18 protein-coding genes and 2 tRNA genes are annotated in these 21,641 nt (G+C 65.5%); 11 read left to right on the forward strand and 9 right to left on the reverse strand.

Annotated elements, in window-relative coordinates; all coding sequences use genetic code 11:
• Positions 1–3 precede the first annotated feature (3 nt).
• The 4 genes from PY310_RS01760 (at position 4) to PY310_RS01775 (ending at position 4,441) form a co-directional block, all read left to right on the forward strand.
• Entirely contained in the window at positions 4–2,994 is a 2,991-nt protein-coding gene (locus PY310_RS01760) for a UPF0182 family membrane protein (protein WP_275212419.1), read from the forward strand.
• Between the two features lie 112 nt (positions 2,995–3,106).
• Positions 3,107–3,180 (forward strand) — tRNA-Met (locus tag PY310_RS01765).
• A 121-nt stretch (positions 3,181–3,301) separates the two neighbouring features.
• A tRNA-Met gene (locus tag PY310_RS01770) sits at positions 3,302–3,378 on the forward strand.
• Positions 3,379–3,508: 130 nt separating this feature from the next.
• A complete protein-coding gene (locus PY310_RS01775; protein WP_275212420.1) occupies positions 3,509–4,441 on the forward strand; it encodes a cytochrome b/b6 domain-containing protein in 933 nt (310 codons plus the stop codon).
• 23 nt (positions 4,442–4,464) lie between these two features.
• On the opposite strand, the gene PY310_RS01780 is transcribed toward PY310_RS01775, so the two are convergent.
• From PY310_RS01780 to PY310_RS01790, 3 genes are all read right to left on the reverse strand, one after another.
• A complete protein-coding gene (locus PY310_RS01780) occupies positions 4,465–5,892 on the reverse strand; it encodes a cryptochrome/photolyase family protein (protein ID WP_275212421.1) in 1,428 nt (475 codons plus the stop codon).
• A 129-nt stretch (positions 5,893–6,021) separates the two neighbouring features.
• Positions 6,022–6,813, reverse strand: coding sequence for a PspA/IM30 family protein (locus PY310_RS01785; RefSeq protein WP_275212422.1), 792 nt, complete (start codon positions 6,811–6,813; stop codon positions 6,022–6,024).
• A 107-nt stretch (positions 6,814–6,920) separates the two neighbouring features.
• Complete coding sequence (locus PY310_RS01790; RefSeq protein WP_275212423.1) at positions 6,921–8,975, reverse strand: TPM domain-containing protein; 2,055 nt, start codon at positions 8,973–8,975, stop codon at positions 6,921–6,923.
• A gap of 287 nt (positions 8,976–9,262) precedes the next feature.
• Here PY310_RS01790 and PY310_RS01795 point away from each other — a divergent pair, with 287 nt between their 5' ends.
• The 4 genes from PY310_RS01795 to PY310_RS01810 all read left to right on the forward strand — a co-directional run bounded on the left by PY310_RS01795 (position 9,263) and on the right by PY310_RS01810 (position 13,645).
• Positions 9,263–10,861, forward strand: a complete 1,599-nt coding sequence (locus PY310_RS01795; protein ID WP_275212424.1) for a S1C family serine protease — start codon at positions 9,263–9,265, stop codon at positions 10,859–10,861.
• Between the two features lie 245 nt (positions 10,862–11,106).
• The gene (locus PY310_RS01800; RefSeq protein WP_275212490.1) at positions 11,107–11,898 is read left to right on the forward strand and encodes an electron transfer flavoprotein subunit beta/FixA family protein; all 792 of its coding nucleotides are present in this window, start codon (positions 11,107–11,109) and stop codon (positions 11,896–11,898) included.
• A 14-nt stretch (positions 11,899–11,912) separates the two neighbouring features.
• Positions 11,913–12,866, forward strand: coding sequence for an electron transfer flavoprotein subunit alpha/FixB family protein (locus PY310_RS01805; protein ID WP_275212425.1), 954 nt, complete (start codon positions 11,913–11,915; stop codon positions 12,864–12,866).
• 17 nt (positions 12,867–12,883) lie between these two features.
• On the forward strand, positions 12,884–13,645 hold the full coding sequence (locus tag PY310_RS01810) for a PIG-L deacetylase family protein (RefSeq protein ID WP_275212491.1): 762 nt from the start codon (positions 12,884–12,886) through the stop codon (positions 13,643–13,645).
• Positions 13,646–13,729: 84 nt separating this feature from the next.
• Here PY310_RS01810 and PY310_RS01815 read toward each other — a convergent pair whose 3' ends face one another.
• The 4 genes from PY310_RS01815 to PY310_RS01830 all read right to left on the reverse strand — a co-directional run bounded on the left by PY310_RS01815 (position 13,730) and on the right by PY310_RS01830 (position 16,851).
• Entirely contained in the window at positions 13,730–14,599 is an 870-nt protein-coding gene (locus PY310_RS01815; protein ID WP_275212426.1) for an anti-sigma factor, read from the reverse strand.
• A 1-nt stretch (position 14,600) separates the two neighbouring features.
• Positions 14,601–15,209: a sigma-70 family RNA polymerase sigma factor gene (locus PY310_RS01820; protein ID WP_275212427.1), complete on the reverse strand. Its 609-nt coding sequence runs from the start codon at positions 15,207–15,209 to the stop codon at positions 14,601–14,603.
• A gap of 205 nt (positions 15,210–15,414) precedes the next feature.
• Complete coding sequence (locus tag PY310_RS01825) at positions 15,415–15,882, reverse strand: tRNA (cytidine(34)-2'-O)-methyltransferase (RefSeq protein WP_275212428.1); 468 nt, start codon at positions 15,880–15,882, stop codon at positions 15,415–15,417.
• A 9-nt stretch (positions 15,883–15,891) separates the two neighbouring features.
• Positions 15,892–16,851 (reverse strand): J domain-containing protein, encoded by a 960-nt coding sequence (locus PY310_RS01830; RefSeq protein WP_275212429.1) that lies wholly within the window; start codon positions 16,849–16,851, stop codon positions 15,892–15,894.
• A gap of 179 nt (positions 16,852–17,030) precedes the next feature.
• Between PY310_RS01830 and PY310_RS01835 the strand changes: the two genes are divergently transcribed.
• Entirely contained in the window at positions 17,031–17,744 is a 714-nt protein-coding gene (locus PY310_RS01835) for a hypothetical protein (RefSeq protein ID WP_275212430.1), read from the forward strand.
• 13 nt (positions 17,745–17,757) lie between these two features.
• Here the strand turns inward: PY310_RS01835 and PY310_RS01840 are convergent, their stop codons facing one another.
• Positions 17,758–18,183, reverse strand: a complete 426-nt coding sequence (locus PY310_RS01840) for a DoxX family membrane protein (protein WP_275212431.1) — start codon at positions 18,181–18,183, stop codon at positions 17,758–17,760.
• Between the two features lie 91 nt (positions 18,184–18,274).
• On the opposite strand from PY310_RS01840, the gene PY310_RS01845 reads away from it, so the two are divergent.
• Together PY310_RS01845 and PY310_RS01850 are read left to right on the forward strand one after the other, a co-directional pair.
• Positions 18,275–18,949 (forward strand): helix-turn-helix transcriptional regulator, encoded by a 675-nt coding sequence (locus tag PY310_RS01845; protein WP_275212432.1) that lies wholly within the window; start codon positions 18,275–18,277, stop codon positions 18,947–18,949.
• A gap of 33 nt (positions 18,950–18,982) precedes the next feature.
• Positions 18,983–20,215, forward strand: a complete 1,233-nt coding sequence (locus PY310_RS01850; protein ID WP_275212433.1) for a cysteine desulfurase family protein — start codon at positions 18,983–18,985, stop codon at positions 20,213–20,215.
• On the opposite strand, the gene PY310_RS01855 is transcribed toward PY310_RS01850, so the two are convergent.
• Positions 20,191–21,447: an NAD(P)/FAD-dependent oxidoreductase gene (locus tag PY310_RS01855; RefSeq protein WP_275212434.1), complete on the reverse strand. Its 1,257-nt coding sequence runs from the start codon at positions 21,445–21,447 to the stop codon at positions 20,191–20,193. The genes PY310_RS01850 and PY310_RS01855 overlap by 25 nt on opposite strands.
• Positions 21,448–21,641 lie beyond the last annotated feature (194 nt).

The following is a 21,641-nucleotide window of genomic DNA, read 5'->3' on the forward strand; positions in this document are numbered from 1 at the left end:
AGTTTGTCCCGTCCCACCAGCCCCATCCCGCCCGGAAGACCCCCATCACGACGCGGGGCTCTGACACCCACCCTGATAGTCGTTGCCCTGGTAGTTGTGGGCTTCATCTTCTTCGCCAACGTGTGGACTGACGTCCTGTGGTACCAGCAGCTCGGTTACTTCGAAGTGTTCCTGACCGAGAACCTCGCCAGGATCCTGATCTTCCTTGCCGGCTTCGCGCTGATGTTCGCGGCGGTTTTTTTTGCAATCCGCATCGCCTACCGCGCGAGGCCCGTCTACGCACCGGACTCCGAAATGCGGGACAACCTTAACCGGTACCAGGCACAGCTTGAACCTGTCCGCCGCGTTGTCATGGTGGGCCTGCCCATTCTGTTCGGCCTCTTTGCCGGCAGCGCCGCCGCCAGCCAGTGGCAGAAAGTCCTGCTCTTCTTCAACCAGCAACCCTTCGGCCAGGAAGACCCCCTCTTCAGACTGGATATCAGCTTCTATGTGATGACCTTGCCGTTCCTCGGATTCGTCACAGGATTCCTGATCAGCGTGGTGGTTGTGGCTGGCATCGCCGGCATTCTTACCCACTACCTCTACGGCAGCATCCGCCTGATGGAACGCGGCGTGTTCACCAGCAGGGCCGCGCAAATCCACCTCGCCGTCACGGGCGCCAGCTTCCTGATCCTGCTTGGCGTCAATTTCTGGCTGGACCGCTATTCCGCACTTCAAAGCAACGGCGGCCGCTGGGCCGGCGCCCTGTACACCGACGTCAACGCCGTGATTCCCACCAAGGCAATCCTCGCCGTCGCCGCAGTACTGGTGGCCATCCTCTTCATCATCGCCGCCGTCATCGGCCGCTGGCGTCTGCCGGTCATCGGTACCGCCATGCTGGTCATTACCTCGATCCTCGCCGGTGGCGTGTACCCCTGGGTCATCCAGCAATTCCAGGTGCGGCCTTCCGAGCAGACGCTCGAGAAGGATTACATTGAACGGAACATCAAGATGACCCGGGCCGCCTACGGCCTGGACCAGATCCAGGTGGACCGCTACAACGCGACAAACACGGCCAATACCGGAGCGCTCGCCCCGGACGCGCAGACCACAGCCAACATCAGGCTCCTGGATCCCAACCTCATCTCCGACGCGTTCGCCCAGCTGGAACAGTACCGGCCGTACTACCAGTTCCCCGCGTCCTTGAACGTTGACCGGTACGAAATCGACGGCAAGATCCAGGACACCGTCATTGCGGTGCGTGAGCTGAACCCCGTCAACGTCGCCACCAACCAGCAGGGCTGGCTGAACCAGCACGTTGTCTATACCCATGGCTACGGTGTGGTCGCGGCCAAGGGCAACAAGTTCACCGTTGACGGAAAGCCGGAGTTCCTGCAGTCCGGCATTCCCTCCACCGGCGTCCTTGGTAACGACTCGACATACCAGCCGCGGATCTACTTCGGCGAGAATTCTCCGGAGTACTCCATTGTTGGGGCCCCCGCGGGCGCGACCCCCCGTGAACAGGACAGGCCCTCCGGTAAAGAGGGTGAAGCGGACAACCAGTACACCTTCGAAGGCAACGGCGGCCCGAACGTGGGCAGCTTCTTCAACAAAATCCTATACTCCATCAAGTTCCAGTCCTCGGACCTGCTGCTGTCCGACGGAGTCAACGCCGAGTCGCAGATCCTGTACGACCGCAACCCCCGGGAGCGCGTCGAAAAGGTAGCGCCCTACCTGACCGTTGACGGCAACGCCTACCCTGCCGTGGTGGACGGCCGCGTCAAATGGATTGTGGACGGCTATACCACCAGCCAGTACTACCCCTACTCACAGCAGGAACAGCTCTCGGCGGCCACTGCAGACTCGCAGACCTCTGCCGGGCGATCAGTAGCACTGCCCAACAGCTCCGTGAACTACATCAGGAACTCCGTCAAAGCCACCGTCGACGCATACGACGGTTCGGTGACTTTGTACGCCTGGGATGACCAGGACCCCATCCTGAAGGCCTGGCAGAAGGTTTACCCGAACTCCCTGAAGCCCTTCTCGGAGATGTCCGGTGACGTCATGAGTCACGTCCGTTACCCTGAGGACCTGTTCAAGGTTCAGCGTGAACTCCTTGGCCGCTACCACGTCACGGAGCCGGGAAGCTTCTACCAGGCGAAGGATGTCTGGAGCGTTCCCAACGATCCCACGGTGTCCACCGACGTCAAGCAGCCGCCGTTCTACATGTCGCTGCAGATGCCGGACCAGAAGGAGCCGGCCTTCCAGCTGACGTCCTCCTACATTCCGCAGATCGTGAACGGCACCGCCCGAAACGTCCTCTACGGATTCCTGGCCGCTGACTCGGACGCCGGTAACCAGAAGGGCGTGAAGGCCGACACCTACGGCAAGCTCAGGCTCCTCCAGATTCCACCGGAGATCCAGGTTCCCGGACCGGGCCAGGCGCAGAACAAGTTCAACTCGGACCCCACCGTGTCCCAGGCCCTGAACCTTCTGCGGCAGGGTGCTTCGGAGGTGCTCAACGGCAACCTGCTGACGCTGCCCGTAGGCGGCGGCATCCTTTACGTCCAGCCTGTTTACCTCAAGTCCACCGGCGAGACCTCGTACCCGACGCTGCAGCGCGTGCTGGTCGCCTTCGGTGACAAGGTGGGCTTCGCGCCAACGCTCGACGGCGCGCTGAAGCAACTCTTCGGCGGTGACTCCGGTGCAGCTGCCGGTGACTCTGCCAACACCGGACAGACTCCTCCCGCGCCGGGCGAGACGCCGCCCGTCAGTGCGGGGGCCCAGGCCGACCTGAGGGCTGCACTGGAGGCGGCGAACGCCGCCATCAAGGCAGGCCAGACGGCCCTGGCCGCCGGCGACTTTGCCGCCTACGGTGAGGAACAGAAGAAGCTGGCAGCGGCCCTGCAGAAGGCTCTCGACGCCGAGGGGAAGATTCCGGCTGCTGCACCCGGAGCTACCCCGGCGCCGGAAGCCACTCCGTCAGCCACGCCGTCCCCTTCGGCAAGTAAGTGACGGCAGCCCAGTACGTGAGGGCAGCCATTAGCTGACGGCAGCCCAGCGAGACGCACATCACGCCACCAGGATTTGGCCTCCCGTTCACCGGGCGGTAGAGTTGATCTTGCGACGCGGGGTGGAGCAGTTCGGTAGCTCGCTGGGCTCATAACCCAGAGGTCACAGGTTCAAATCCTGTCCCCGCAACTGGTGAAAGAGTCCGGATCCTGGAAACAGGGTCCGGACTTTTGTTTAACCAGTCGCGGGCGGACCCCGCAGGCGGAGTGGTAATTGTCCGCTCCAAAGTACGGTAGTGTTGATCAAGCGACGCGGGGTGGAGCAGTTCGGTAGCTCGCTGGGCTCATAACCCAGAGGTCACAGGTTCAAATCCTGTCCCCGCAACCATGTGAAAGACCCCGACCGGGAGTTACGCCGGCCGGGGTCTTTTTTTGCCTGGATGCTGGTGGTTCCTAGTATTCTCGTTCGCAGAGCCGTTTGAGCACTGGTCAGTCATTCTCGAGAGGAATGTTTTTCGATGTCGACACCCACGAAGAAGCCCGCCTCTGCGACGGGCAAGCCGTCCAGGCTCTACTGGGGCATTCCGGCCGTTCTCGTGGCGCTGGTCCTGGTGGTGCTGCTGGCCAAGTGGATGACCGGGCTGCCTGCGGTGGCTTCGTTCCTTGCGGACTACCCGGGCCACTCGGAACTCCCTGACGGTGCACCCGTGGGCTTTCCGGCCTGGCTGGGCTGGCAGCACTTCCTCAACGGCTTTTTCCTGCTGCTGATCATCAGGACCGGCTGGCAGGTGCGGACCACAACACGTCCCAGCGGGCACTGGACACGAAACAACAAGGGCTTGATCAAGACCAAGAACGCGCCCACGAAGATCACCCTGGAACTGTGGCTGCACCTGACACTGGATGCCCTGTGGATCCTCAATGGAGTGGTATTTGCGGTCCTCCTGTTCGCCACAGGCCAGTGGGTGCGGATTGTGCCCACCAGTTGGGACGTCTTCCCCAACGCGCTTTCGGCTGCGCTGCAGTACGCCTCGCTGAACTGGCCCACCGAGAACGGCTGGGTCAACTACAACGCGCTGCAGCTGCTGACGTACTTCGCCACGGTGTTTATCGCCGCGCCACTGGCCTTCATTTCCGGTATCCGGACATCCTCCGCGTGGCCCAAGAAGGCTGCGGGCCTCAACAAGGCCTACCCCATCGAAGTGGCACGGGCCATTCACTTCCCCGTGATGATCTACTTCGTGGCTTTTATCGTGGTGCACGTCTTCCTGGTGCTGGCCACCGGAGCACTGCGGAACCTCAATCACATGTACGGCGGCAGCGACGACGCCGGCTGGTTCGGTTTCTGGGTGTTCCTGGCTTCGGTCGCCGTGATGGTCGCCGCCTGGTTCCTGGCGCGTCCGCTCTTCCTGCGGCCCATTGCCTCGCTGATGGGCAAAGTGAGCCGCTGACGTCCGCCGGGCCCGGACGGGCCTCAGCCTTGGGTGTCCTTAAGCCTCTGGTAGGTGGCCAGCGCACGCTCACGGGACTCAGGGAGGCCCACCACCGGTGCGGGGTAGCCTTCAAGGCCCAGTGATTTCCATGGCTCGTGGATGGCCTTGCGGTCCAGCGGTGCCAGCTCGGGGATGAACTCGCGAAGGTACCTGCCCTCAGCGTCGAATTTTTTGCTCTGCGTCACCGGATTGAAGATCCGGAAATAGGGTGAAGCGTCGGCACCGGAGCCTGCCACCCACTGCCAGTTCGCCGGGTTGCTGGCCGCGTCCGCGTCCACCAGGGTGTCCCAGAACCATGCTTCCCCCAACCTCCAATCGGCAAGGAGGTTCTTGACCAGAAACGACGCCGCGGCCATCCGTACCCGGTTATGCATCCATCCGGTCTGCCACAGCTGCCGCATCCCTGCGTCCACCAGCGGATAACCGGTCCGGCCCTGCCGCCAGGCCTCCAGTTCCGCGGCGGTGGGTTCCTGCCACTCAAAGCGGTCAAACTCCGGCCGGTAGTTTCGGGTCGCAAGCTGCGGATTGACATAGAGCAGCTGCCAGCAGAACTCCCGCCAGCCGAGCTCGGACCGGAAGATCCCGACGTCGGGTGTCGCCTCGCGTGGAAAGCGGAGGCGGATCTCGTGCCAGACCCGGAACGGACTGATTTCGCCGAAACGCAGATGCGGGGACAGCCGGCTGGTGCCCTCCACGCCGGGCACGTCCCGGCCGTCGCCGTACTCGTTCACCGGGCCGTCCAGGAAATCGTCCAGTCGGCTGTGGGCGCCGGCCTCCCCGGGCTGCCAGGTCCTGGCCAGCCCGCCGCTCCAGTCGGGTGAGACGGGCAGCAAGGACCACTCTGACAGGACGTCACTGGCCACTCTCCCCGCGCCGGGGGAGGGGAGGTGCGTGGGGGCGTCCATCGGCTTACGGGGTTCTCCTGACGCCATGCAGGCCCGCCAGAACGGTGTGAAGACTTTGTAGGGGCCTCCGCTGCCCGTGGTGATGGTCCACGGTTCGTAAAGCAGGCTGGCCTGGAAGCTGGCGGCATCGATGCCATTCTCCGCCGCCCAGGTTTTGATTTCGGCGTCCACTGCCCGTTCAGGGCCGCCGTAGCGTCGATTCCACAGCAGGTGCTTCGCGCCGGTTTCCTCTGCCAGCCCGCGAATCACCGGACCCGCCGGTCCCCGGCGGAGGACCAGTGTGGAGCCGGCATCTTTCAGGGCCGCCGCAAGGGATGCGAGGGAATGGTGCAGCCACCACTTGACCGCACCTCCAAGCGGCCGGACTCCTGGCGATTCTTCGTCGAGGATGTAGACCACGGTCAGCGGCAGGCCGACGTCGACGGCGTGTGTCAGGGCAGGATTGTCGTCCAGCCGGAGATCATCACGGAGCCAAACGATGGTGGATGCGTCGCGGGAGGCCATGGCCTCCACGCTACACACTTCCGGCGGCCACGGCGGGAGAGCCGTGGCTTGGTGGTACAGCAGAGGCCGGAGTTCATCGCGAACTCCGGCCTCCCCGCTGGACCGCCCTGCCGGGCGGCCCGCTTCTGGCTACAGCTTGTCGAAATCAGCTTCGTCCACAGTGGACCCTGCCGGAACCGACGAGCCCGAGGCCCCCAGGGCCGGCTTGGCACCGCCGGACTTCAGGGCGGCCAGACGAGCCTCGATCTCGGTCTGCTCGCCGAGGTCCTCGAGCTGGTTGAACTGGGCGTCCAGGCTCGACGCAGCAAGCTCCTGCTGGCCGCGGACCTTCGCCTCTTCGCGGCGGATCTTCTCTTCGAAACGGCCAACTTCGCTGGTGGGGTCCATGAAGTCGATGCTCTTGATCGCATCATGCACCTGGGACTGCGCCGCGGCCGTCTTGGAGCGTGCCACCAGCTCATTGCGCTTGCTGGTCAGTTCGTTGAGCTTGCCCTTCATCTGATCGAGGCCGCTCTTGAGCTTGTCCACCACTTCGCGCTGCGAAGCGATGCTGGGCTCTGCTCCCTTGGCTTCGTTCTCGGCGGACATTTGGCGCTGCAGGGCCACCTTGGCGAGGTTATCGAACTTCTCGGCATCAACAGTGTCGCCGCCGGCCCGGTATTCGTCCGCCTTCCGCGAGGCTGCGAGGGCCTTGTTGCCCCAGTCCTGCGCGTTCTTAATGTCCTCGCGGTAGTCGTCCTCGAGCATCCGGAGGTTCCCGATGGTCTGGGCTACGGCGGATTCGGCCTCGGCGATGTTGTTCGTGTAGTCCCGGACCATCTGGTCCAGCATCTTCTGCGGATCCTCAGCGTTGTCCAGCAAAGAGTTGATGTTTGCCTTTGCAAGCTGCGCGATGCGGCCGAAAATGGACTGCTTAACCATGGTGTTACCTTTCGTCCTGCTCAATGGTGGCCACTGGAATCAGTGAACAGTTGTACCGTTTATGTTCGTCACCGGGATGGACCGCCGGCAACGACTATCCTTGCGGACTAGAAACTTCCGGAGTCGCCTCCGCCGAAATCTCCTCCGCCGAAGTCGCCGCCGCCGCCGAAACCGCCGCCGTCTCCCCAGCCACCGCCGTCGCTGTGACCGCCGCCCCAGCCGCCGCCCCCGCCGCCGTTGAGGATGGAGTTGATGAGGATGCCGCCCAGGATGGCGCCGCCGAGGCCGCCGCCGCCTCCGCCGCGACCGCCGAACATGCCGCCACCGCCAAAGCCCTGGTTGGCGTAGCCGCCGAAGTTGTCGACGTCGGCCTGGGCCAGTTGGGCGGCCTGGGCGGCGAGGGCATGGGCCTGCTGGGCATACGTGAGCGCGGTGACGGGGTCGTTGCGGGAGATGGAGAGTGCGTAGTCAAGGTTGCGCTGCGATTCAGCAAGCCGGGTCCGGGCTTCGGTGCCCACACCACCGCGCCGGGCGGTGATGTAATCGGACGTCGCGCTGATCTGTGCCTGTGCCGACATGATGGTCTGCTGGAGCGAAGCCTGGGCGCGGCGGGCCTGATCCTGCTGGTTCCGGATGCCGGTGAGGGACTGGTCCAGTGCCTGATGCGCCGTCTCCACGCGCTGCAGGGTGGCGATGGGATCGATTTTCCCGCCCTGGATTTCGGCCTTCACCTGAGCCAGCGCGGCTTCAACGCCTGCCACCGGGCCGGCCAGTTCAGGGTGTTCGCCGGACTGGATCATGGCCTTCGCCTGGGCAAGGTCCTGGGAGGTCTCGACGACGGCTGCCTCGAGCCCGTTCCGGGCCTCGTCCAAACTGGCTGAGACCTTGGCGATGGCATCGAGCAGGACGTTGGTCTGGTGCAGGCTTTCCTCTGCGGCGCGGACGGCCACAGCAGCCAGGCTGCCTTCACCGGCTGCGAGCTTCTCCTGGGCGGTGGCAGTGGCATTCTGCACAAAGGCGAGGCGTTCCTTGGCCTGCGTGATGTTGTCCGCGACCTGTACCAGCGCGCTGTCCGCATACTTGGCACGCAAGGCCGTCAATGACTGTTCCGCTGTGGCAATTTTGGCGTCGGCGTCATGGGCGCCCGTCGTCACCGCAGCCAGTGCCTGGGGAGCGTTCTTCTCCAGCTCACGCAGCGAGTCGAAATCGGCCTTCTGCTCCTGGAGCGAGCCGAGCGCTGCCTCTGAACGGCGGATGATCTCGCCGTACCAGCTGCGCTGCTGTTCCTCGGTGTCCGGGATGTGGTCGTCGAGCTGCTGCTGGAGCTTGAACGACTCGGTCATATGCGCCTTGGCTTCCGCAAGGGCTTTTGTGAAGTTGCCTACCGCGGCATCACCGTACTGTGCCTGGGCGAAGCCAAGCTCCTGCTCGCTGGACTTGATGGCGTCATCGGCCTCGATGATCAGGGAGCCGCTCTTGCGGCGGAGTTCCTCGATGCTCAGCGAAGCCAGGGGATCGAGTTCGGCTCCCTGCGGTCCGTAGCTGGCGCTGGATGCCTGGGCTGCCTTCTTCCGCTTGTTGCGGAAGTAAAGGTATGCGCCGGCTCCGCCGGCAACAACCACGCCCGTTCCGACCAGGACACTCGCGCCGGCGCCGCCGGTGGATGGGACGTTGCCGCTGCCTCCTCCGGCTGCATCGCCAATGGCAGCTGCAGTGTCGATAGCGGCCTGGGCGTAATCCTTCTTGCCACCAGCCAGGTTGGCGGTGACGGCATTCTGGCTGATGTTGGACTGTTTCGACCTGATGGCGCTCGAAGCGTCAGTCGCAAAGTAGAACTGGCCCGCCGTGGAAATGGCCAGCAGGACATCGGCCTTGCCCATTGATTTTTGGGTAGCAACAGCCTTGCCCCAGTCCTCAGGCTTGGACGGGTTGTCGAAGGAGTTCACCGTCACGACATAGAGGTTGTACTTGTGGTCCTTTAGCAGCGTCTGGATGGCGGTCTGCACTTCGCCCTTGCGGCTGCCCAGAACATTGGCGTTATCCACAATGTTCGTGCCGGACGGGATGGTTACCGGCGGTTCGGCCCAAGCCGCGCCGGCGGGAACCGCGAGCAGCCCTGTCAGGCCGATCACGGCGAGGATACGTTTGAACTTTGACCGCATGTGCAACCCTTCAGCACGCCTGACACCGATTCAGGACGAATCAGCGTCTCAGAATTCAGCAGCGCCCCCACGCGTGGTGTAAAGCCGCAGGTCGCTGTGGCAATTCCTTTTGATTCTATGGTGCACCTATGGGTGCGTCCATCGAGGCGAATATGCCACCAGCGAAACCCCCCGAAGTTCGAGGATCAGCGGATAATTAACGCACTCAGGAACCTCCCAGCCAACGTTCGCCCCAGTTCCAGTCAAACGGTACATAGTTAATGCAGACGAGGATGAAAGGAAGTCCAATGACTGAGAACCCAAACCCGGGTGCAGCGCCTGATAACCGGCAGCCGGACGGGAGCCGGAACCCGGCCCAGGCCCCTGCGGAAGCCGGCAGCAGCACTGGCGGTCACTCCCATCCGACTGAGCAACTGGACCGCTCCGGGGCGCCCGGGAACCCGACCCAGCAACTGCCCGGCGCGCCACGTCCGGTCTACCCTCCCCGTGAGCCGTTCTACGGCCAGCAGGCAAGCGACCAGCAAACCCACAGCGGGCAGCCATACGGCCAGCAGGCGCACAACCAGCACGACCCGCACCAGCAGCCGCAGGGCGCCCATTCAGCACTGCCGGGCGGTTACACCGGCCAGTACAACCCCGGGCAATACAACTCGGCACCCAACCCCGCTGACGCCCCCCGCAGGAAGGCCTCCTTCGGTGTCGGGACCCTGGTGGCCAGCATCCTCGCCGCCGGCCTCGTGGGTGGCGGCGTGGCCACCGTCGGTTCGGGTGCACTCGTCAACAATTCATCTTCAGCGGTCGGCAGCACCAGCAGCCAGCCCGGCACGGTGATCGTCAACAACAAGGACGATGTCAATGCCATTACGGCTGCGGCCCTGAAGGCTACCCCCAGTGTGGTGACCATCAGCGCTTCGGCCGGCAATGCCGGCGGGACGGGGTCGGGCATCGTCCTGGACGACAAGGGGCACATCCTCACCAATACCCACGTCGTTACCCTGGACGGCCAGACAGCCAACGCGGCCCTGGAGGTCCGCACCAGCGCAGGAAAGGTCCTCAAAGCCACGCTGGTGGGGACAGATCCGCTGTCTGACCTTGCCGTGATCAAGGTGGACGATACCTCCGGGCTCACTCCGGCAACCCTCGGGGATTCCGGCAAGCTCAATGTCGGTGACACGGCAATTGCAATCGGCTCCCCGCTGGGTCTCACCGGCACTGTGACGGACGGTATCGTCTCAACCTTGAACCGGACCATTAGCGTGGCCTCCTCCGCGGCACCCAAAAACGGGGACAGTTCCCAGGGCGGGGACCAGGGCTTCCAGTTCGCGCCCCCGGGGGGCGGGCAGGGCCAGAGCACGGCCAACCAGGGATCCATCGCCATCAACGTGATCCAGACTGACGCCGCAATCAACCCCGGCAACTCCGGCGGCGCCCTGGTCAACTCCAAGGGCGAGATCATCGGCGTCAACGTTGCCATCGCGTCCGCCGGTTCCGACTCTTCTTCGTCGTCCTCCAGCGGAAACATTGGCGTCGGCTTCAGCATCCCCATCAACCACGCCAAGCGGGTGGCGCAGGAGCTCATCGATACCGGCAAGGCATCCCACGGCCAGTTGGGTGTGAGCGTTCGGGACAAGTCCTCGGGAAGTTCGTCCAGCTTCTCGGTCGGAGCGGACGTAGCCACCGTCGAACCCAATTCGGCAGCCGCGAAGGCAGGCATCAAGGTGGGTGATGTGATCACCAAGTTCAACGACCTGACCGTCAGTGAACCCAACCAGCTGACGGCAGCCGTCCGCGAGCAGGCCGGCGGATCCACAGCCAAAATCACCGTCCAGCGCAACGGCCAGGAGCAGACTCTGGACGTCACCCTGGGAACGGCAGCGGACCAGTAGGAACCGAAGCAACAGGAACTGAAACAGGAGCAGACGACGGCGGCGGTCACCTCGGTGACCCCCGCCGTCGTATGCTTCCACCCCAGGCCGCCCGGCCCTGACACAGGGGTTAACGGGACGGCAACGCGGCGCGACTATATGGTTAGCTAGGATCTACCCGTACCCCGGGCGTTCCGAGGCCATGACCCCACCCGGCTGGCTGTCCACAAGCATGGAAGGCTGCTGTAAACACAGTGGAAGATACATTGAAGATCGTCGTCCTGGTCAAGCATGTACCGGACGCCCAGTTCGACCGTCACCTCAACGGAGAGGGCTACACCACGGACCGCGACGAAAGCATCCTTTCGGAGCTGGATGAGTACGCGCTGGAGGCTGCCCTGCAGTTGGCCGAAGCGCGCGGCGGCGCCAAAGCGGGGAACCAGGTCATCGCGCTGAGCATGGGCCCGGCCGGTGCGGTCAACGCCGTCAAGAAGTCGCTCCAGATGGGTGCCACCGAAGGCGTGCACCTGACGGACAGCGCCCTGGCGGGTTCGGACGCCGCCGCCACCTCGCTGGCGCTCGCGGCAGCCGTCCGGCACCTCGGGGCGGTGGACCTCGTCCTGACCGGCATGGCCTCCACCGACGGCGAGACATCCCTGGTGCCGGCGCAGCTTGCCGAACGACTCGGCCTTCCGCAGGTGACTTTCGCGTCATCGCTGACGGTGGACGGCGGCCGGCTCACGGCCCGCCGCGACGCCGACACCTACTCCGAGACCGTGGAAGCCGCGCTGCCCGCCGTCGTCTCGGTGACGGACCAGATCAACGAACCGCGCTACCCCAACTTCAAGGGCATCATCGCCGCCAAACGCAAGAACATCACCACGCTCTCGCTGGCGGAGATCGGCGTCGACCCGGCACAGGTGGGCCACGCCGGATCCTGGACCACCGTGACCGCCGCCGCGGAACGGCCGCCACGCACCGCAGGCACCATCATCACCGACGAAGGCGACGCCGGCATCAAGCTCGTCGACTTCCTGGCCGCCCAGAAGCTGCTCTAAGAGGGATCACAGACATGGCTAACGTACTTGTATTCATTGACCAGCCCGGAGAAGCCCTGAAAAAGAGCAGCCTGGAACTGCTGACCGCGGGCCGCGCCCTGGGTGAAACCGCCGTCGCCCTCAACGGGGACGTACACCCGGCAGTCGCGGCGGCGTTCGCGGAGTATGGCGTCACGGCCATCTTCCAGCCCACCGCCCCCAATTTGGACGACTACCTCGTCGCACCGAAGGCCGCCTACCTCGCCGCCGCCGCAACGGCAGCGGGCGCCACCACGGTGCTCCTCGATAATTCGCCCGAAGGCAAGGAAATCGCGGCCCGGCTGGGCATCAAGCTCAGCGCCGGCGTGATCACCGACGTCGTGGCGGTCGACGCCGATGGCACGGCTCACAAGTCGGTCCTTGCCGGCTCCTACAACACCGCCGCCAAAGCCACCACGCCGGTCTCCGTGCTGACGCTGAAAGCCAACAGCATTACCCCCGAGCCGGCGCCCGCCGCCACTGCACCGGAGACTTCCACCGTGGAGGTGGCCGACGACGGCACTGCAGCGGCTGCCCGCATCACCTCCCGGGAGCAAAAGGTGGCCAGCGGGCGTCCGGACCTCACCGACGCGCGGATTGTGGTGGCGGGCGGCCGCGGGCTGGACGGCGACTTCGGCCCCGTGGAGGAACTCGCCGACGCCCTCGGCGCTGCCGTGGGTGCCTCCCGTGCGGCCACTGACGCCGGCTGGATCAGCCACGACGCGCAGGTGGGCCAGACCGGGAAGACCGTGTCCCCACAGCTGTACGTCTCGGCAGGCATCTCCGGCGCCATCCAGCAGAAGGCCGGCATGCAAACGGCCAAGGTCATCGTGGCCATCAACAAGGACGCCGACTCACCGGTTTTCGAGATCGCCGACTTCGGCATCGTCGGGGATCTCTTCGATGTCCTGCCCCAGGCCACGGCAGAAATCAAGAAGCGTAAAGGCTGACAGTGGCCGAACCCGCTATGGCACAGAGCCCGTTCAACCCGGCCGCACACCGGGTTGAGCGGGTGCTCTGTTTCGCCGCCCACCCGGACGATATCGACTTCGCTGCTGCCGGCACCATCGCGGCGTGGACGGCTGCCGGCGTCCAGGTGAGCTACTGCATTATGACCGACGGCGATGCCGGCGGCTTTGATCCGGCCCACCGGGCGGAGATCATCGCCCTGAGGGCCGACGAGCAGCGCCGGGCCGCCGAACTGGTGGGCGTCACCGAAATTTTCTACCTGCACGAGCGCGACGGCTACCTGGAACCGACGCACCAGGTGATCAAGGGCGTGGTGCAGCTGATCCGCGAAGTCCGCCCCGACGTCGTGCTTGCCATGCATCCGGAACGGAACTGGAAACGCCTCCAGAAGAGCCACCCGGACCACTTGGCAGTGGGGGAGGCCGTGACCCGGGCCGTCTACCCGGCAGTGGAAAACCCGTTCGCCTACCCGGAACTCGCCGAGGCCGGCCTGGCCGCCTACAAGCTGCCCTGGCTGTGGCTCTACGCCGGTCCGGACGAGCGCGAGAACCACTTTGTGGACGTTACGGAGCACGTGGCAACCAAGCTTGAGGCCATCCATGTACATGTCAGCCAGCATCCCGACGTTGCCGCCATGGAAGCAGTGGTCCGGCAGGGCCTGCTGACAAACGCCCGGCGCGCCGGGCTTGGTGAGGGCCGCAGCGCCGAGGCGTTCCACGTGGTGGCGGTCAACGGTCCGGGGACCATCGCCGGGTTCTAGAGGGATCCTGTCCGGATAATGCGCAGTCGGCCCTGTTGAGGCCGCATTATCCGGACAGAAAACTCCCGTGTGGGATGGTGCTTCTCAGGCCCCGAGGGGCGCGGCCGCCACGGTGGGCGACGTGGGGGTTGCCGAGCCACCTGCCGGCTCCACAGTGATGCCGAGGGAGGCCGCGGAAGCTATGCCCTTGACCACGGCCGGCCTGGACAGCGCTTCTTTATCCATCAGGCCCTGTGACACCGGTGCGGAGCCGTCCTTGGGGATCAGCCACATCTGGTAAACCTTGCCCGCCGGGGGTGCCGGGACATCCTTCATCTTCACGATCAGGGCGTCCTTGGACGGTGAGATCAGGACCGTTGCCGTGCCGCCTGCAGCGACGGGGACGGACGCCTCGCGGACGTCCTGGGCCCGGGCCACCTGGTTCAGGGGATCGTTCTGATCTGCGACGTAGCTTCCCACCGCGACGCCACCGAGGGCGATGACGGCGGCGGCTGCCGCAGCGGCGAGCCAGCGGCGGGGGTTGCCGGGCCGGCGTCGTGATTCCCGCTTCAACCGGGCCGCGGAAAGCTCATCCACGGCTTCCTCGTGCGGGTTTCCGGCTGGCGGCAGTGCTGCACCGACGGGCGCGGCAGGCCTGTCAGCAGGCAGTTGGGCGAGTGAGGGCAGTTGGGCCACGATCCGGTCGAACAGGTCCGCCGGAGGTTCTGCCTCCGCGGTAAAGGACACGGCTAGCGTTTCCCGTGCCTGGCGGACACGCTCCAGGAAGGAATTGCGCTCGTCCGCAGGGGCGGCAGCGATGTGGCGGTCGATGGCTGAGCGTTCGTCATCGGTGACAGCGTCCAGGGCATAGAGCTCGGCCAGATCCACGGCCCGGCCGGAATCGAGGTCGGCCGCAATTTCCAGGCCGAAGGACCCGGGACGGCGGGCGCCGCCCTGACTGTTCGTATCTGTCATCTCAACTCACCCCCAGACATGTCTTCAAGCGGATCAGTCCGTCGCGGATGCGGGACTTGATGGTGGGAACTGCGGCATTGAGCCTCTCCGCGACTTCCCGGTAGGTGAGGCCGCCATAGTAGGCGAGCCGCACCGATTCCTGTTGCGTGTCGGTCAGGGTCTCCAGACACCGGACCACGGCCTCTGCCTCCAGTTTGCTGTCCACTTCGGCCGATACGGAGTCGTGGTCAACCTCCTGGCTGCTGGCGCCGTATTTTGCTTCGCGGTCGGTGGCGGACTGAGAGGAACGCACCTTGTCCACTGCCCGGCGATGGGAAATGGTCATCAGCCAGGACAACGGGCTGCCCGCCTCCGGGTTGAATTTCCCGGCATTCTGCCACACCTGGAGGAAGACCTCCTGGGTGGTGTCCTCGCTGAGCTCAGGATCGATGAGGACCCGGCGGGCCATTCCAAAAACCCGGCGCGAGGTCAGCTGATAAAACTCGGCAAAGGCTGCCTGGTCGCCGCCGGCCACCCGGGCGAGCAGGCCGCCCAGGCGCTGGCTTAGGTCCGCCGGAGAGTCTGTCACTGCCGCGGGGGACTCGAAGTTTGGCGCGTTGGGAGTTTCCATCACTACCAAGCATAGGTCTCCTGGCGGTGGATGCGCGGTAGCGGCGCCGGGGCTGCGCCCGGTAATGGACGGCGCGGGTGGCTGAGGTTCCGGCCGGGCCTGTAACAGTGTCACCGCCGCTCCTTCATCATCCCGGAATTGCTGTCAGGAGGGATTCGGTGCAGGCCGTGTCATGGATGGGTCTGGATTGATTCCAACGCGCCTGTCAGATTTGGGCGCCGGCAAACCCTTGTTGGCGCCAGGCTTCGTACACGGCGATGGAGGCGGCATTGGCGAGGTTCAGCGAACGGAGCGAGGGCAGCATGGGAAGCCGGACGGTGGCGGTGACGTGCGGGTCGCGTTTGATGTGTTCGGGCAGGCCCACGGATTCCTGGCCGAACATCAGCACGTCGCCGGGCAGGTAGGTAATGTCCGCATAGCTGGCCGTGCCGTCGGAGGTGAAGGCGTAAACGCGTTCGGGCTGCAGTTCCCGCCAGGCATCCTCGATGCTCTTGTGGACCGTCACGACGGCGAGGTCGTGATAATCGAGGCCGGCGCGCCTGAGCTTCGCGTCAGAGAAATCGAAGCCAAGGGGTTCCACCAGGTGGAGTTCGGCTCCGGTGATCGCAGCCAGCCTGATGGCATTGCCGGTATTGCCCGGAATTTCGGGGGAGTGGAAGAGGATTCGGAACACGGTCCAATCCTAGCCAGTGTGCATGCCGCGCAGCAGCCTGGCCAGGATGGGGACGTTGACCGTGTTTGGCGCCGGTCCGGCGGAAAGGAAATGTTTGAGGCCGCGGACCAGTCCTGCAGCGTTGACTACCTGGACCGTTTCGCCGGCGCCGGCGCTGCGCCGGTGGCGGTCGATGACGGGCTCGTGGAGATTGCCGTCGGGGCTGTGGATCACGGTCCACCCGGTGACATTGAGCTCGGGAAAAATATCCTGCATGGCCCGGACCACGTGGGCCAGCTGCGGCGGGGCAATGGCACGGCCGCCGTGCCTGAGGGCCTGTCCGTCCCACGCGTAGGCGCCCTTGGGCAAAAGCATGGAGCCGATCAGCGCCAGCCGGTAACCGGACAGCAGTGCGTGGTCAATATGGCTGTTGTCCGCGGGGGACTGAAGTCCGTTCACGAGCCGGGCTGCAGGAATCGCCGGCAGCACCTGGCGGGTGATGAGCTGGACCGTCCTCATTTCACGCTGGATTCTGGCCTCCGCACCAAAGATGCCGCGTTTCCGTGGCATCCCGTGCACCTGCTGGCTGGCCTGGCTGAAGGGGATGAGGGGAACTGTCCCGGCTGCTTGGAACGCGGCGGAATCGTATGGCGGCAGGTACACGGCCGGATCGCCGGCGGTGTTGCGGGGCGTGTTGGGTCGGTGCACGGTGGCCGAGGCGTGGCTGCCCGCGGCGGGTGCATCGAAGTGCGCTTCGGGCGCCCCTGCGGCCGCGGTGCCGGCGGCATAGGAGCGGTCGTAGGCCTTCCGCCGTGTGGGATCCATCAGGGTTTCGTAGGCTGCAGTCACTTGGCGGAACGTGGCAGCGTCCCCGCCGTGGTCCGGATGGGCCATCCGGGCGGCACGGCGGTAGGCCACCTTGATTTCCTTGTCGGTGGCTGTCACCGCGACGCGGAGCACCTCGTAGTGGGAGCTGCTGCTCTCGGTCAAGCCCTCATCCTTCTGTTCGTCCGGCTTCGGTTTCGTCCCGGCTGGGGTTCGTCCGGCGGGCCCGCGGCAGGCGCCCCGGCTGGCCCAGTTTAGCCGCTGTCCACACAACGTCTTTGTGGGTGGTCCTGGTTCCCTGCCCCGGCCCGCACACGGGAACCGCCCGCCGTCTAGACTTCTGGATGGTGACGGCAGGCGGGCTGTCCGGGGAGCACATGGGGGCGGACGTGAAGGCACAGGCTGCAGTTGGACCCGCGGTGGGGGCGCTGCTGGGCCTGCTGGCGCTCGCAGGCTGCAGCGTCGGCGTCCCGGATCCGGCAACCCCGTCGGTCCCGCCGACAGCCACCGGGTTTGCCACCCCCACCATCACGCCGGGCCATGACGCCGCAGCCGTGGCCGCCAGGGACATGCCCTTTTCCGCCGGTGGCTCGCTGGCCGCGGGCGCTCCGGTGGGCATCTCCGATGCCCTGAAAAATGCGCCGGGCTGGACCGCGGTGAAGGAAAATGTTGCCGGTGAGAGCCGGTACGCGAAGGCCGACGGCTGCCTGGTGGCGGCCAAGGTGCGGGCCAACCAGTCTCCGCTGGTTCGCGCAGATGACCGCGAGTCCACGGCGGCCCTGTTCACCTATCTTGATCCCACTATCCTGCCCACGTACCTGAAGACGGCAACACTGCGGTGGGGCGGTGAGCCGGGCAAACCCGGTCCTGTGGTGGAGGTGCTGGTTTTGGAGGAGCCTGGTCAGTCCGGTGCCAAATCAAGGGCTGTCATGGCGAGGGTTTTCGGCGCAGCCGCGTCGTCAGTGTATGTCTCGGTTTCGTGCCCCGATGCTGCCACCCTGGCGGGTGCCCGGACCGAGGTGGCAGCGCGCCTCGTGGTGCTTCCGCCGCTGAACTAGCGGCGCTGCGAAACTAACGCCGGCGGTGCCAGGACCCGACGGGTGCGAGCCGGTTCAGGGCAAGTGCGCCGACCAACAGGCCGAAGTCCCGCAGGGCTACATCGTAGTACTCACCCAGGACGAGGAGGTTGACGATGATTCCCAGCAACCAGACGGCCACCAGCAGCGAACCGAAGCGGGGGCGGACGGCCACCATGATGCCGGCAATGATCTCCACCACCCCGACCATGTACATGAAGGTCTGCGGGGTGACCGGGACAACTGAGGTGGCAACGGGTGCCAGATAAGTGGTCCAGTCGGTGAGGATGTTCGTGAACTTGTCCAGCCCGAACACGATGGGAGCGACGGTGAACACAGTCCGGAGGAGGACGAATGCCTGACGCTCCGGCGCCATGGTGGAAAGGCGCCCGGTGGTGCTGGTGTCTGTAGTGGTTTTCATGGTGCTCTCCTTCTAAAAGTAGGTATCATAATTTTAGAAAACGCCAGCAGATTAAGCAATGGATATTGTTTTTAGAAAGAAGGGTTCCCCAGTGCGCAGACCTCCATGGACCCGCCGGGTGACGGCGATCGCCTCGCTCGGCGACGAAAAACGCCGCCAGCTCTTCCAACTGGTGGCCTCCTCGGACACAGCTGTTGGGCGCGACGACGCCGCGGACGCCCTGGGCTTGCCGCGAAGCACAGCGTCCTTCCATCTCGACAAGCTGGTCCAGGATGGCCTGCTGGCCGTGGAGTTCCACAAATCCGCCGGCAGGACCGGCCCGGGCTCCGGGCGTCCCGCCAAGATGTACCGGCCGGCAGCGAACGAAGTAAATGCCTCGGTACCCGACCGGAACTACGATTTGGCCGGGGAACTCCTCGCCGTAGCCATTGAGCACTCCACGTCAACGGGCGAGGCGGTGGGCGACTCACTGCGTATGACGTCGTACCGCAAGGGCCGGGAGCTGGCGGCCGGGGCGGGGAGCCTGACGGAGTTCATGGCCGGGGAGGGCTATGACCCGCGGCCCGACGGGGAAGGGGGCCTGGTGCTGGCCAACTGCCCGTTTCACCGGCTTTCGGACGGGCATCCGGGCGTGGTCTGCGCAATGAACGGTTCCTTCCTTCGGGGCGCCGCCGCGGCGTGCGGCGAGCCTGAGGACTGCGTCGCGCCGAACAGTGTCCAGGGGCAGTGTTGCGCCAGGATCGCTGGACGGGGCGCACCGTCCTGAAGCCATCCCCGCCGGCCCGGCTAGAATTGATCCGTGCCCGTCTACCTTGATCATGCAGCCACCACACCACTTTCTGCGGAGGCGCTGGCCGCCCTGACCCGGGAACTTTCCCGCACCGGCAACCCGTCGTCCCTGCACAGTTCAGGGCGCCGTGCCCGGCGGTCCGTAGAGGACGCTAGGGAAGCCATCGCGACGGCGGCAGGCGCCCATCCCTCCGAGGTCATCTTTACGTCCGGCGGCACTGAGTCGGACAACCTGGCGGTGAAGGGCCTGTTCTGGTCCAGGTCCGGCGAGGACCCCTCCCGGCGCCGCATCCTGTGCTCCGCCGTCGAGCACCATGCGGTGCTGGACACGGTGGAATGGCTGGAACGCCACGAAGGCGCCCACGTCACCTGGCTGCCCGTGGACAGCGAAGGCGTGGTGGACCTTGAGGTGCTGGCAGCTGAGCTGTCGCGGGATCCCGGCTCCATCGCCCTCGTAACAGTGATGTGGGCCAACAACGAGGTGGGGACCATCCAGCCCGTGCGTCGCATCGTGGAACTGGCGCACGCAGCCGGCGTGCCGGTTCACTCCGACGCGGTTCAGGCCTTCGGATCGGTGCCACTGAACTTCAAGGCGTCAGGGCTGGACGCCATGTCTGTTTCCGGCCACAAGATCGGCGGTCCGGTGGGTGTGGGCGCCCTGCTGCTGGGGCGGGCGGTCAAGCTGACTCCGGTGCAGCACGGCGGCGGCCAGGAGCGCGACGTGCGCTCCGGCACCCTGGACACGGCGTCAATTGCCGCGTTCGCTGCGGCGGCCGAAGCTGCCACGGGCCATCTGGAAGCGGAGACTGCGCGGATCTCGGCCCTTCGTGACCGGCTAATCGACGGCGTCCTGCAGCGTGTGCCCGAGGCCGTGCTGCGCGGGGCGCCGGGAGCGGGGCGGCTGCCGGGGAACGCCCACTTCACCTTCCCCGGGTGCGAAGGGGATTCGCTGCTGTTCCTGCTGGACCTTGCCGGTGTGGAATCGTCCACCGGTTCCGCGTGTACCGCCGGCGTGCCGCGGCCGTCCCATGTCCTGCTGGCCATGGGTCTGGATGAGGAAACCGCCCGCGGCGCCCAGCGTTTTACGCTGGGTCATGCCTCGACGGAGGCCGATGTTGATGCCCTGCTGGCGGCCCTTCCCGCGGCCTACGAGCGCGCGCGGCAGGCGGGAATGGCCGGCCACGAATCCTCCATCCAGACTGCGGGCACCGTGGCGCGTCAGGCTGGTTCCGGCAGGAGCTGATCGAGCCCGGCGGAGTGGTCCGCCAGGCGCTCCGCCGGAACGGGCGTCCGGGCCGAAATGAGGGCTTTGATGGTCTTCTGGGCCCCCGGCTGTGACTTCCGCGGCCAGTTGACGCTCATGCCCGCAACGACCCCGGAATCCCGCTGCCAGAAAGCGATGAACTCCTTGGCCTCCAGGGACCCGCGGATCACGGGTTCGGTGCCGGCGGCAAGGGTGGGGAAGCCCGAATACTCCATGCTGACGTCGAACTGGTCCGTGTAGAAATACGGGATGGTGCTGAGCATGGCGTCCTGGCCCAGCATCGCCTTGGCTGCCACTTTCCCCCCGTTCAGGGCATTCGACCAGTGCTCGCTGCGATGATGCCGACCGGTAAAGGGATGCAACGCGTTGGCGACGTCGCCGGCGGCGTAGATGCCTGGTTCACTGGTTCGCAGTGAGGAGTCAGTGAGGATGCCGTTGTCCAGGGCCAGGCCCGCGGCCCCGGCGAGCGCAGTGTCCGGCACCACCCCCACGGCGATGATCACGATGTCCGCAGGGAGCAGTTCCCCGGTGTCCGTGATGACGCCGCTGGCACCACCATCCTTTCCGGTAATCTCCTTTGCCGAGGCGGGTAGCCGGAAGCTGACGCCGTTGGCTTCGTGCAAACCCCGGAAGAACAGTCCCAGCTCCGGACCAATGGCACCCGCAAGCGGAATATCCTCCAGCCCCAGCAAGGTGACGCTGTTGCCGTAGGCGGCCGCCGCGGCCGCCAGTTCCATCCCGATCCAGCCTGAACCCACCATCACCACCTTTTTGCCGCCGTCAGCGAGGCGGCTGCGCAGTCGCCTGCTGTCATCCAGGGTGCGGAACGTGGACACGCCGGCCAGGTCACTGCCGGGCAGCGGCAAGTGCCGGGGCGTTGCCCCGGTGGCCAGGAGAAGGGAGCCGTACGCCAGGGTCGAGCCGTCCGCCAGCTCCACTGTCCGCTCCTTGGGCCGCAGGGCGGTGACCCGGACGCCGAGGCGGAGGCCGACGTCGTTCTCTGCGTACCAGCCCTCCGGCACCACCGGGACGGCGTCCTCCGCGGCCTTGCCCAGCAGGTATTCCTTGGACAGCGGCGGCCGGAGATAGGGGTGGTGGTGTTCGGCGCCCACGACGGTCACCCGTCCGGTGAAGCCTTCGGCCCGGAGGGTTTTGGCGGCGGTGGCTCCAGCCAAGCCGCCCCCCGCAATGACGATGTCCTGAACAGCCATGTCCGCCTGCTTCCCGACGCTTACCCGTATCTAAAACTGTTAATGCTGACTTTAGAAGTGGTGGCCCGGGCAGTCAAGGACTTTTGGGCAGGAATCGGCGTGCCGGTAGAATAGTTCGGCAGGCCTTGTGTTATCCGCGCAGGCCGCCTGGCCAGCGCCCGGCACCGGTGCCTGCAACACCCTGAACCCCAACA

The sequence above is a fragment of the Pseudarthrobacter naphthalenicus genome (assembly GCF_029076445.1).
Lineage (GTDB): Bacteria > Actinomycetota > Actinomycetes > Actinomycetales > Micrococcaceae > Arthrobacter > Arthrobacter naphthalenicus.